This is a genomic window from Pseudomonas fluorescens, from assembly GCF_004683905.1.
GTDB lineage: Bacteria > Pseudomonadota > Gammaproteobacteria > Pseudomonadales > Pseudomonadaceae > Aquipseudomonas > Aquipseudomonas putida_A.
In genome coordinates, this window is sequence record NZ_CP038438.1 from 5,932,961 (window position 1) to 5,945,100 (window position 12,140).

Genomic DNA, 12,140 nt, shown 5'->3' on the forward strand with positions numbered 1-12,140 from the left:
ACCAGCGGCCGGGGTTGTTTCAATATATTTGACATAAGCGCGCCATACGCCCTTGCGGTGTTCATTTTAATAAACATAGACTTTGGCCCTTTCAAGCCACCGCGCCGTCATCACGGGAGAAAACAACAATGAACATCCAGAACGTCGTCGATATCAGCCTGACCAGCAGCGAAGCCGAACGCTATCGCCCGGACCCGGCCAAAGTGCTCAAGGGCGATCCCGAGCAAGCGGTGTTCAATCAGTACGACAGCCCTTGTGGGCAAATGGGTGTTGGCGTGTGGGAAGGTGCGGTCGGGCAGTGGACGGTGAACTACACCGAGCATGAATACTGCGAAATCCTGCAAGGGGTTTCGGTGCTGCGTGACAGCGATGGAAATGCCAAGACCTTGCGTGTTGGCGACCGCTTTGTGATTCCGGCCGGTTTCCGTGGTACCTGGGAAGTGCTGGAGGCTTGCCGCAAGATCTATGTGATCTTCGAACAGAAGGCCTGAGGATTTTCGCTGGCTGATCCGGCCCCATCGCTGGCAAGCCAGCTCCCACAGGTTTTGTGGTGAACACAAATTTTGTGCCTACCGACGATCATTGTGGGAGCTGGCTTGCCAGCGATGAGGCCCGGCCGGATACCGCAGAAATCCGAGGCAACAAAAAAGGCCCGCATCTCACGATACGGGCCTTTTTCGTAAGTCGGGAAAAATCAATTACTTGATTTTGCCTTCCTTGTAGATCACGTGCTTGCGAACAACCGGATCATATTTCTTGATCTCGATTTTGTCCGGGGTAGTACGCTTGTTCTTGTCGGTAGTGTAGAAGTGACCAGTACCGGCGCTCGAGATCAAACGAATCAATTCACGCATGATTAGCTCCCTTAAATCTTGCCATCGCGGCGAAGTTCGGCGAGCACGACACTGATGCCACGCTTGTCGATGATGCGCATGCCTTTGGCAGATACGCGCAGACGCACAAAACGTTTCTCTTCTTCAACCCAGAAGCGGTGATGCTGCAGGTTCGGCAGGAAACGACGACGGGTTTTGTTGTTTGCGTGGGAAATGTTATTCCCGGTTACCGGACCCTTACCGGTAACTTGACATACTCTCGACATGCCTCAGCCCTCTAAAACCACATGCCCAACCCGGCATGGGTTGGCCGCTTAATCTCTCAGTCATTTGGCGCCAGGCGCCGCGTTTCTTTAGAGGTCTTACCGGCTACACCTACAGTGAAGGAACCGGGCCCCTAGAAAAGAGCGCTGCTTTATACCAGAAAGACCGGGGTGCAACAACAATGGATGTGCAATCGACCGGTAAAAAGGCGCATTTTCCGCCTGCAGACGCTTTGGATAAAGGCTGAGGCGAGTTTTGACCACTCGTCGCAGAAAACCGCTCTAACAGACGTTTCCGACTTTTCCTCGTGCACCGCGGTCTGAAAAACGTCACTGGGCTGCCCCAAAAATGCAAAAAGGGGATAGTCATTTGCAATCCAGCCCTCTAGGGTAACCCTTTTCCAGACTGCACCTGCAGATGGCCTTCGATCTGTAAAGGAAGCCGACCATGCGCCTCGCTGCCCTACCCCTGTTGCTCGCCCCGCTTCTGCTGAGCCCCCTGGCCCAGGCTGCCGCCCTGAGCGTGTGCACCGAGGCCAGCCCTGAAGGGTTCGACGTGGTGCAATACAACTCGCTGACCACCACCAATGCCTCGGCCGATGTGCTGATGAATCGCCTGGTCGACTTCGACACCGCCAGCGGCAAAGTCGTGCCGAGCCTGGCCGACAGCTGGGAAGTCAGCACCGACGGCCTGACTTATGTGTTCAAGCTGCACCCGCAGGTGAAGTTTCACAGCACTGACTATTTCAAGCCGACCCGTACCCTGAGCGCCGAAGACGTCAAATTCAGCTTCGATCGCATGCTCGATCCAGCCAACCCATGGCACAAAGTGGCGCAAAGCGGCTTCCCGCACGCCCAGTCCATGCAGTTGCCGGCGCTGATCAAGAAGATCGACGCGCTTGACCCGCTGACCGTGCGCTTTACCCTCGACCACCCGGACTCGACGTTCCTCGCGACCCTGAGCATGGGCTTCGCCTCCATCTATTCCGCCGAATACGCCGACAAGCTGCTCAAGGCCGACGCCACCGACAAGCTCAACAGCCAGCCGATCGGCACCGGTCCGTTCGTGTTCACGCGCTTTCAGAAAGACGCCTCGGTGCGCTACAAGGCCAACCCGGACTATTTCGGCGGCAAGCCGGCGGTCGACCCGCTGATCTTCGCCATCACCCCGGACGCCAACGTGCGCCTGCAAAAGCTGCGGCGCAACGAGTGCCAGATCGCCCTGTCGCCAAAACCGCTGGACGTGAAGGCTGCGCAGGAAGAGCCGACGCTGAAAGTAGAAAAGACTGACGCCTTCATGACCGCTTTCGTCGGCATCAACAGCCAGCACCCACCACTGGACAAACCAGAAGTGCGCCAGGCGATCAACCTCGCCTTCGACAAGGCCAACTACGTCAAAGCCGTGTTCGAAGACACCGCCGAACCCGCCAATGGCCCTTACCCGCCGAACACCTGGAGCTACGCGAAGAACCTGCCGGGCTATCCGCACGACGTGGCCAAAGCCAAGGCGTTGCTGGCCAAGGCCGGACTCAAGGACGGCTTCCAGACCACCATCTGGACGCGTCCGTCCGGCAGTCTGCTCAACCCGAACCCGAGTCTGGGCGCGCAGTTGCTGCAATCGGATCTGGCGGAAATCGGCATTCAGGCGGAAATCCGCGTGATCGAGTGGGGCGAGCTGATTCGCCGCGCCAAGGCTGGCGAGCATGACCTGCTGTTCATGGGCTGGGCCGGCGACAACGGCGACCCGGATAACTTCCTCACGCCGCAGTTTTCCTGCGCGGCGGTCAAATCCGGCACCAACTTCGCCCGCTACTGCAATGCCGACCTGGACAAGTTGATCAGCGCCGGCAAGACCACCAGTGAGCAAGGCGTGCGCACCAAACTTTACGAACAGGCACAGGCGCAGATTCAGCAGCAGGCGCTGTGGCTGCCACTGGCGCACCCGACCGCCTATGCGCTGACGCGCAAGGATGTGCAGGGTTATTCCGTCAGCCCGTTCGGGCGGCAGGACTACTCGAAGGTCACCCTGAAATAACCCGTCACAACACAATTCACCTGTGGGAGCGGGCTTGCTCGCGAAGGCGTCGGATCAGCCAAACTCTTATTGACTGACACACCGCCTTCGCGAGCAAGCCCGCTCCCACAGGGGTTGGTGTTTGTTGTTGAAAGCTACATCCAGCCACACTCCGCCATCGACAGCGGCTCGCCGTCGCCAATGATGAAGTGATCCAGCACCCGTACATCAATCAGGTCCAGAGCCTTCTGCAAGCGCTTGGTCAGTTGGCGGTCCGCCTGGCTCGGATCGCTGTTCCCCGACGGGTGGTTGTGGCAGAGAATCACCGCCGCCGCGTTGTTGGCCAATGAGCGTTTCACCACTTCCCGAGGATGCACGCTGGTGTTATCGATCGAGCCGCGAAACAGTGCCTCGAACGTCAGCACCTGATGCTTGGAATCGAGAAACAGGCAGCCAAACACCTCGTGTGGCTCGTGGCGCAGCATGGATTTCAGATAGTCCCGAACTGCCTGCGGATTCTCCAGCGCCGGTTTTTTACGCATGCGCTCGGCCAGGTGTCGCCGCCCCATTTCCAGCACCGCCTGCAACTGCGCGAATTTCGCAGGCCCCAATCCCAACTGTCCGCTGAACGCCGCAAGATCGGCCTCCAGCAACGCGCGCAGGCTGCCGAATTGCGTCAACAGGTGTCGCGCCAGATCCACCGCGCTTTTTCCCGTGACCCCGGTTCGAAGAAAAATCGCCAGCAACTCGGCGTCCGAAAGACTTCCCGAGCCCTGTTCAAGCAGCTTCTCCCGCGGCCGCTCCGCCGCAGGCCAATCGCGAATACTCATACACCTTCCTTGTCTGTGGGCACCGCTGTTCCGTAGCGGTCGCTGTGATATCGTAGCCCATCTTTTTTGCGGGCGAATTCACCCTGGGGAGGGGGTTTCGCCACGTATGTCACCCACGAAATGTAAAGGCAGACCTATGCAGCGGCTGTATCGGAAACGCATCGTTCTGGGCGTCGGCGGCGGCATTGCGGCCTACAAGAGCGCCGATCTGGTTCGTCGCCTGATCGACCAGGGCGCCGAAGTGCGTGTGGTCATGACCCATGGCGGCGCCGAGTTCATCACCCCGCTGACCATGCAGGCCCTGTCCGGGCACCCGGTTCACCTCGACTTGCTCGACCCGGCCGCCGAAGCGGCGATGGGCCACATCGAACTGGCCAAATGGGCCGATCTGGTGTTGATCGCCCCGGCCACCGCCGACCTGATCGCCCGTTTGGCCCAAGGCATCGCCAATGATTTGCTGACCACTTTGGTTCTTGCTACCGACGCCGTGGTGGCCGTCGCGCCAGCAATGAATCAGGCGATGTGGCGCGATCCGGCAACCCAGGCCAACCTGCAACTCCTTGAAAGCCGTGGCCTGAAGACTTTCGGCCCGGCCTCTGGCAGCCAGGCCTGCGGCGACGTCGGCATGGGCCGGATGATGGAAGCCACCGATCTGGCGCAGTGCGCGGCGGACTGCTTCCAGCGTCAGGCGCTGACCGGCAAGCACGTGGTGATCACCGCCGGCCCGACCCAGGAAAACATCGACCCGGTGCGCTACATCACCAACCACAGCTCCGGGAAAATGGGCTTCGCTCTGGCCGAAGCCGCGGTGGAAGCCGGCGCCCGCGTGACCCTGATCAGCGGCCCGGTGCACCTGCCGACGCCGGATCGCGTCACGCGCATCGATGTGGTCAGTGCCCGCGACATGCTTGCAGCGTGCGAATCGGCCATCCCGTGTGATGTGTTCATCGCCTCGGCAGCGGTGGCGGACTACCGTCCGGAAGTGGTTGCCCCGCAAAAACTCAAGAAAGACCCTACAAGCGGCGACGGCTTCGTCCTGCAAATGGTGCGTAACCCGGACATCCTGGCCACCATCGCGACCCGCCCCGACCGCCCGTTCAGTGTCGGCTTCGCCGCCGAGACCGAACACCTGCTCGACTACGCTGCACGCAAGCTGAAAGACAAGAATCTCGACCTGATCGTCGCCAACGACGTCGCCAACCCGAGCATCGGTTTCAACAGCGAAGAAAACGCCTGCAGCGTGATCGACCGTGAGCTTCATGCCACTGTTTTCGCCCAGACCAGCAAGAGCAAGATCGCTCGCCAACTGGTCACTTTTATCGCCGAACGTCTGAACCAGGTTTAATTTACATGCACGCTTTGCAAGCCAAGATCCTCGACCCACGCATCGGTACCGAATTCCCGCTGCCGCAATACGCCACCCCAGGCTCCGCCGGCCTCGACCTGCGCGCCATGCTGGAACAGGACATCGTGATCAAGCCAGGTGAAACCGTGCTGATCCCAACCGGTCTGTCGGTTTACATCGGCGACCCGAACCTCGCCGCCCTGATCCTGCCGCGCTCGGGCATGGGCCATAAGCACGGCATCGTGCTGGGCAACCTCGTTGGCCTGATCGACTCGGATTATCAGGGCCCGCTGATGGTGTCCTGCTGGAACCGTGGCCAGAGCGACTTCACCATGACCGTCGGCGAGCGTCTGGCGCAACTGGTGTTGGTGCCGGTGGTGCAGGCGCATTTCGAAATGGTTGAAGAGTTCGTCGAAACCGAACGCGGCGCGGGCGGATTTGGCCATACCGGCACTAAATAACCCTGAAATATTATTGTGGCGAGGGGATTTATCCCCGATGGGCTGCGAAGCGGCCCCAAGGCTTTTGGATCTGCTGCGCAGCCATCGGGGATAAATCCCCTCACCACAAAATTTGTGCTTTTTCGGCAGCAGGTTTTAGCACCGAAAATCAAGGTTTTGCCGGCCGCAGGCCACGCCAGCCGAGGCGTCATGGCCCTTTCACACCACGAACTCTCTGCGGAAAACGCCGTCATACCCTTCAGTTTGAGCCTGCCGCCGAGTGAATCGTCGGTGTGTCCCGCCACTTTCGAGATGGAGCATTTGTGCAGATGAGCACCCCCGCCAAGATCGCCCCGAAGCTTCCCGACAGCATCTTCCGCGCCTATGACATTCGCGGCACCGTGCCGGAATTCCTCAATGCCGAAACCGCTTACTGGATCGGTCGCGCCATCGGCTCACAGAGCCTGGCCCAAGGTGAACCGAATGTTTCCGTCGGTCGCGACGGTCGCCTGTCCGGCCCGGAGCTGGTTGCAGAACTGATCCGCGGTATCGCCGAGAGCGGCTGCCACGTCAGCGACGTCGGCCTGGTGCCGACACCGGCGCTGTATTACGCGGCCAACGTGCTGGCTGGCAAGTCGGGGGTAATGCTCACCGGCAGCCACAACCCGTCGAACTACAACGGCTTCAAGATCGTGATCGCCGGCGACACCCTGGCCAACGAGCAGATCCAGGTGCTGCACGAGCGCATCAAGACCAATGACCTGACCAGCGGTCAGGGCAGCGTGACCCAGGTCGAAATCCTTGACCGCTACACCACCGAAATCGTCAAGGACGTCAAACTGGCCCGCCGCATGAAAGTCGTGGTCGACTGCGGTAACGGCGCGGCCGGCGTGATTGCCCCGCAACTGATCGAAGCGCTGAACTGCGAAGTCATCCCGCTGTTCTGCGAAGTCGACGGCAACTTCCCCAACCACCACCCGGACCCGGGCAAGCCCGAGAACCTCGTCGACCTGATCGCCAAGGTCAAGGAAACCAATGCCGACCTCGGTCTGGCCTTCGACGGTGACGGCGACCGCGTCGGCGTGGTGACCAATACTGGCAGCATCGTCTACCCGGATCGCCTGCTGATGCTGTTCGCCCGCGACGTGGTGGCGCGCAACCCGGACGCGGAAATCATCTTCGACGTCAAATGCACCCGCCGTCTGGTGCCGCTAATCAAGGAATACGGCGGTCGCCCGCTAATGTGGAAGACCGGTCACTCGTTGATCAAAAAGAAAATGAAACAATCCGGTGCTCTATTGGCCGGTGAGATGAGCGGCCACATCTTCTTCAAGGAGCGCTGGTTCGGTTTCGACGACGGCATCTACAGCGCCGCACGGCTGCTGGAGATCCTCAGCAAGGAAAAATCCACCGCCGAAGAGCTGTTTGCGACCTTCCCGAACGATATTTCTACGCCGGAAATCAATATCCATGTGACCGAAGAGAGCAAATTCAGCATCATTGATGCACTGCACGACGCACAGTGGGGCGCAGGCGCCGACCTGACCACCATCGACGGCGTGCGAGTCGATTACGCCAAAGGCTGGGGCCTGGTGCGCGCCTCCAACACCACACCGGTGCTGGTGCTGCGTTTCGAGGCCGATGACGAGGCAGAACTTGCGCGTATCAAGGCTGTGTTCCACGCCCAACTGAAACGCGTTGCACCTGATCTCCAACTACCGTTCTGATTCACCCGGAGCCCTGAATGACCCTCGAACGCGAAGCCGCCGCCCACACCGCCCAGGTCCTGTCCGAAGCGTTGCCTTACATCCGACGTTATGTCGGCAAGACCCTGGTGATCAAATACGGCGGCAACGCGATGGAAAGCGAGGAGCTGAAAACCGGCTTCGCCCGCGACATCGTCTTGATGAAAGCCGTGGGCATCAACCCGGTGGTGGTTCACGGCGGCGGCCCGCAGATCGGTGATCTGCTCAAGCGCCTGTCGATCGAAAGCCACTTCGTCGATGGCATGCGCGTCACCGACGCCGCGACCATGGACGTGGTGGAAATGGTCCTCGGCGGTCAGGTCAACAAAAGCATCGTCAACCTGATCAACCGTCACGGCGGCAGTGCCATCGGCCTGACCGGTAAAGACGCCGGGCTGATTCGTGCGAAGAAACTGACCGTCACCCGCCAGACCCCGGAGATGACCCAGCCGGAAATCATCGACATCGGTCAGGTGGGCGAAGTGGTCGGGATCAACACCGAGCTGCTGAACCTGCTGGTCAAAGGCAACTTCATCCCGGTGATCGCGCCGATCGGCGTCGGTGAGAACGGCGAGTCGTACAACATCAACGCCGACCTGGTGGCCGGTAAAGTCGCCGAAGCGCTGAAAGCCGAGAAGCTGATGCTGCTGACAAACATCGCCGGCCTGATGGACAAGTCCGGCACCGTGTTGACCGGCCTGAGCACCCAGCAGGTCGACGATCTGATCGCCGACGGCACCATCTACGGCGGCATGCTGCCGAAGATCCGTTGCGCACTGGAAGCGGTTCAGGGTGGCGTTGGCAGCTCGCTGATCATCGACGGTCGCGTACCGAACGCGATCCTGCTGGAAATCTTCACCGACACTGGTGTGGGCACGCTGATCAGCAATCGCAAGCGTCCGTAAGCCGTCGCGGAAACGAAAAGACCCCGCTCAGCCTGACTGAGCGGGGTCTTTTTTTGCCTGCGGCCTTCCATCTATTGTGGCGAGGGAGCTTGCTCCCGCTTGAGTGCGCAGCGCTCACAAGCTTTTCGGGTCTGCTACGCAGCCCAGCGGGAGCAAGCTCCCTCGCCACAAAAGCTCATTCCACAGTTCAGACGCCGAACTGGGCGCGATACGCTTCCACGGCTGGCAGATGCTGCTTGAGCTGCGGATCGTCGGCGAGGAATTCCAGCACCTGGTTCAGCGAAACGATGCTGATCACCGGAATACCGAAATCACGCTCGACTTCCTGGATTGCCGACAATTCGCCGTTGCCACGCTCCTGACGGTTCAGGGCGATCAGCACGCCGGCGGCCTTGGCGCCGTCCTGGGAAGCGATGATCTGCATCACTTCGCGGATCGCGGTGCCGGCAGTGATCACGTCGTCGATGATCAGCACTTCACCGGTCAACGGCGCGCCGACCAGGCTGCCGCCTTCGCCGTGGGCCTTGGCTTCCTTGCGGTTGAAGCACCACGGCAGGTCACGGTTGTGGTGTTCGGCCAACGCGACAGCGGTGGTGGCTGCCAGCGGGATGCCTTTGTAGGCCGGGCCAAACAATACGTCGAAAGGAATGCCGCTTTCGGCGATGGCTGCCGCGTAGAAACGCCCCAGCTGCGCCAGGGCCGAACCCGAGTTGAACAGGCCGGCATTGAAGAAGTAAGGACTGGTGCGCCCGGACTTCAGGGTGAACTCACCGAAGCGCAAAACGCCGCGATCGATGGCAAAACGAATGAAATCGCGCTGATACGCTTGCATGAAAAAAACCCCAAATACCACGGATTTAGCTAATTAGCTTGACGCCGTGTATCATACACGCACGCGATTTTTGGGGCCATTTATGCGGATCATCAGTGTGAACGTCAATGGTATTCAGGCTGCAGTCGAGCGTGGTTTGCTCAGTTGGCTGCAAGCACAGAATGCCGACGTCATCTGCCTGCAGGACACCCGTGCCTCCGCCTTTGAACTGGATGACCCAGCCTTCCAACTGGATGGCTACTTCCTTTATGCCTGCGATGCTGAAGTCCCTGCCCAAGGTGGCGTGGCTTTGTATTCGCGGTTGCAACCGAAGGCTGTCATCAGCGGTCTCGGTTTCGAGACGGCCGACCGCTACGGGCGCTACCTGCAAGCAGATTTCGACAAAGTCAGTATTGCCACCTTGCTGCTCCCTTCGGGGATGAACGGCGATGAGGACTTGAACCAGAAGTTCAAGCTCATGGACGACTTCGGCAAGTACCTGGACAAGCAGCGGCGTAAACGTCGCGAGTACATTTATTGTGGCTCGCTGTACGTTGCGCAGCAGAAGCTCGACATCAAGAACTGGCGCGACAGCCAGCAATCCCCGGGCTTCCTGGCGCCAGAACGCGCCTGGATGGACGAGATTGTCGGCAACATGGGCTATGTCGATGCCCTGCGCGAAGTCAGCCGCGAAGGTGACCAGTACAGCTGGTGGCCGGACAACGAACAGGCCGAGATGCTGAATCTGGGCTGGCGCTTCGACTACCAGCTGCTGACCCCAGGCTTGCGCCGTTTCGTACGCAGCGCGCGCCTGCCACGTCAGCCACGGTTCTCGCAGCACGCGCCGCTGATCGTCGACTACGACTGGACGCTGACCATCTAAGCGTCGATCCGTCGTTAAAAAAATGCCCGTATCGCGAGATACGGGCATTTTTTATGCCGCGCCTGAAGCCGTCCTGACCTCAGACGGCGACAAAAAACGGCAAGGCCAGGTAAAGCTTGATGACGATCACGTTGATGATGTCGATGAAGAATGCACCGACCATCGGCACCACCAGAAACGCAATCTGCGAAGGCCCGAAACGCTGCGTCACCGCCTGCATGTTGGCAATGGCGGTTGGCGTTGCGCCCAGGCCAAAACCGCAATGCCCCGCCGCCAGGACCGCCGCGTCGTAGTTACTGCCCATCACTCTGAATGTCACAAAAATCGCAAACAGCGCCATGACCAACGTTTGCGCAGCCAGGATGATGAATATCGGCAGTGCCAACGCTGCCAGATCCCAGAGTTTGAGAGACATCAAGGCAATTGCCAGAAACAGCGACAGGCTGACATTGCCCAGCACCGACACTTCACGCTCGAATACCTGATACAGGCCCAGCGCCGATAGCCCGTTACGCAGCATCACCCCCACAAACAAAACGCAGACAAACGTTGGCAACTCGAATGCGGTTCCGTGCAGAAAGCCATTCAGAAGATTGCCAGCCAATAAACTGACCGCGATCAATGCAAGTGTCTCGATAAACGAAAAGGGCGTAATCGAGCGCTCTTTGTTCGGCTGCTCAAAACCCTTTGGCATCCGTGGCGTTTCTTGAAACTGGCAACCGGGCACCTCAACGCGTTTGATGAGCAGGCGGGCCACAGGCCCACCTATCAAACCGCCCAGGACCAAGCCGAAGGTTGCCGAGGCGATTGCAAGCTCGGAGGCCGAAGCAAGACCGTACTTTTCACTGAATACCGTGCCCCACGCCGCCCCCGTACCATGACCGCCCGCAAGCGTGATCGAACCCGTCAGGAGCCCCATCAACGGATCAAGACCCAACGTTTTGGCAAGGCCAATGCCCAAAGCGTTCTGAACCACCAGAAGCCCGGTAACCGCCAGTAGAAATATGCCGACTACGCGACCACCCTTTTTCAGGTTGGCAAAGTCTGCGCTCAAACCGATAGTGGCAAAGAACGCCAACATCAACGGCGCCTGCAGTGAAGTATCGAATCTGATTTCTATATCAAAAGTTCGCAATATCAATAAACCCAGCGCAACCACCAGTCCACCGGCGACGGGTTCAGGAATATTGTAATTACGCAGAAATCCGACTCGTGCAATAAGTCCGCGCCCCAGTAATAGCACCAGAGAGGCGGCCACGAGCGTTCCATAAAAATCGAGCTGGATCATTGGGGATATTCTTGGCTATTTATTCATCAGGCGCACTTTTACCCGCGCACGCCTATTGAATCGGCTGATTGTCTCAACACTGATTGATGTGGAATTCAAGGGCCTTTGATGGCTTGAATATATCGAGATATTTCTGAAGCAATGTTGCGCGGAGCAACCTTAACAATCGACAAGTCCTGTTGCCAAGGACTGAGATCGCGTTAAAGCATTGCAGTTGTGACTAAAAGTGTAGGCGTTAGATATATAAAAATATCCACTACCGCTTGTCGCAGATAGAACTGCTCCTACACGAAAGAGTAATTATTCGAGTTGCAAAAACACAAATGCCCTGACAAGTCAGGGCATTTACATTAAAACTTTACGAGTCACGGAGGCTTTGCATTGATCGTTATTTGATCAGTCGCCAAGTGAATGGATAACGGTAGGGAAAGCCTTCGTTCGCCTTCACCCCGGCAATGATCGTCAGCACCAACGCGCCGATGGCCAGCAGGCCCAGCAAGAAGAAGCCGATGATCAACACCATCAGCAGCAGACAGATCGCGGCAGCAATCGCCACGGTGATTTGAAAGTTCAGCGCTTCCTTGCCCTGAGCGTCGATGAATGGATCGGTCTCGCGCTTCATTTGCCACAGGATCAGCGGCCCGATCAGGTTGCCGAACGGAATCCAGATCCCCAGCAAGGCGGACAAGTGACAAAACATCGCCCATTGACGAACCTCCTGGCTCGGCTTGGGCAGCAACTCTTGCTCATCACTCATCACGTCCTCCTTGCGGGTTGCGAACC

General features: G+C 58.8%; 12 protein-coding genes and 1 pseudogene. 7 read left to right on the forward strand and 6 right to left on the reverse strand.

The features are described from left to right. Nucleotides 1-128: 128 nt before the first annotated feature. Entirely contained in the window at nucleotides 129-491 is a 363-nt protein-coding gene (locus tag E4T63_RS27520) for a cupin domain-containing protein (protein WP_097089496.1), read from the forward strand. 207 nt (nucleotides 492-698) lie between these two features. Here E4T63_RS27520 and rpmG read toward each other — a convergent pair whose 3' ends face one another. Together rpmG and rpmB are read right to left on the reverse strand one after the other, a co-directional pair. Next, on the reverse strand, nucleotides 699-854 hold the full coding sequence (rpmG, locus tag E4T63_RS27525) for a 50S ribosomal protein L33 (RefSeq protein ID WP_003177274.1): 156 nt from the start codon (nucleotides 852-854) through the stop codon (nucleotides 699-701). Between the two features lie 11 nt (nucleotides 855-865). Then, nucleotides 866-1,099, reverse strand: a complete 234-nt coding sequence (gene rpmB / locus E4T63_RS27530) for a 50S ribosomal protein L28 (protein ID WP_003229474.1) — start codon at nucleotides 1,097-1,099, stop codon at nucleotides 866-868. Between the two features lie 445 nt (nucleotides 1,100-1,544). Between rpmB and E4T63_RS27535 the strand changes: the two genes are divergently transcribed. After that, nucleotides 1,545-3,131, forward strand: a complete 1,587-nt coding sequence (locus E4T63_RS27535; protein ID WP_135296835.1) for an ABC transporter substrate-binding protein — start codon at nucleotides 1,545-1,547, stop codon at nucleotides 3,129-3,131. 134 nt (nucleotides 3,132-3,265) lie between these two features. Here the strand turns inward: E4T63_RS27535 and radC are convergent, their stop codons facing one another. After that, nucleotides 3,266-3,940, reverse strand: a complete 675-nt coding sequence (gene radC / locus E4T63_RS27540) for a RadC family protein (RefSeq protein ID WP_098966267.1) — start codon at nucleotides 3,938-3,940, stop codon at nucleotides 3,266-3,268. A gap of 136 nt (nucleotides 3,941-4,076) precedes the next feature. Here radC and coaBC point away from each other — a divergent pair, with 136 nt between their 5' ends. The 4 genes and pseudogenes from coaBC (at nucleotide 4,077) to argB (ending at nucleotide 8,375) form a co-directional block, all read left to right on the forward strand. Continuing rightward, the gene (gene coaBC / locus E4T63_RS27545; protein ID WP_003229480.1) at nucleotides 4,077-5,285 is read left to right on the forward strand and encodes a bifunctional phosphopantothenoylcysteine decarboxylase/phosphopantothenate--cysteine ligase CoaBC; all 1,209 of its coding nucleotides are present in this window, start codon (nucleotides 4,077-4,079) and stop codon (nucleotides 5,283-5,285) included. A 5-nt stretch (nucleotides 5,286-5,290) separates the two neighbouring features. Then, nucleotides 5,291-5,746, forward strand: coding sequence for a dUTP diphosphatase (dut, locus tag E4T63_RS27550; protein WP_003229483.1), 456 nt, complete (start codon nucleotides 5,291-5,293; stop codon nucleotides 5,744-5,746). 329 nt (nucleotides 5,747-6,075) lie between these two features. Further along, nucleotides 6,076-7,452 (forward strand): annotated as a pseudogene (locus E4T63_RS27555) (phosphomannomutase/phosphoglucomutase); the annotation flags it as partial. 17 nt (nucleotides 7,453-7,469) lie between these two features. Further along, nucleotides 7,470-8,375 (forward strand): acetylglutamate kinase, encoded by a 906-nt coding sequence (gene argB / locus E4T63_RS27560; RefSeq protein WP_003229488.1) that lies wholly within the window; start codon nucleotides 7,470-7,472, stop codon nucleotides 8,373-8,375. Between the two features lie 187 nt (nucleotides 8,376-8,562). Here argB and pyrE read toward each other — a convergent pair whose 3' ends face one another. Beyond that, nucleotides 8,563-9,207, reverse strand: a complete 645-nt coding sequence (gene pyrE / locus E4T63_RS27565) for an orotate phosphoribosyltransferase (protein ID WP_007954442.1) — start codon at nucleotides 9,205-9,207, stop codon at nucleotides 8,563-8,565. Between the two features lie 82 nt (nucleotides 9,208-9,289). Here pyrE and E4T63_RS27570 point away from each other — a divergent pair, with 82 nt between their 5' ends. Beyond that, complete coding sequence (locus E4T63_RS27570; RefSeq protein ID WP_003229491.1) at nucleotides 9,290-10,069, forward strand: exodeoxyribonuclease III; 780 nt, start codon at nucleotides 9,290-9,292, stop codon at nucleotides 10,067-10,069. A 79-nt stretch (nucleotides 10,070-10,148) separates the two neighbouring features. On the opposite strand, the gene gltS is transcribed toward E4T63_RS27570, so the two are convergent. Both gltS and E4T63_RS27580 read right to left on the reverse strand, forming a co-directional pair. Then, the gene (gene gltS / locus E4T63_RS27575; RefSeq protein WP_098966275.1) at nucleotides 10,149-11,357 is read right to left on the reverse strand and encodes a sodium/glutamate symporter; all 1,209 of its coding nucleotides are present in this window, start codon (nucleotides 11,355-11,357) and stop codon (nucleotides 10,149-10,151) included. Between the two features lie 388 nt (nucleotides 11,358-11,745). After that, the gene (locus tag E4T63_RS27580) at nucleotides 11,746-12,114 is read right to left on the reverse strand and encodes a DUF4870 domain-containing protein (protein ID WP_003229492.1); all 369 of its coding nucleotides are present in this window, start codon (nucleotides 12,112-12,114) and stop codon (nucleotides 11,746-11,748) included. Between the last annotated feature and the right edge of the window lie 26 nt (nucleotides 12,115-12,140).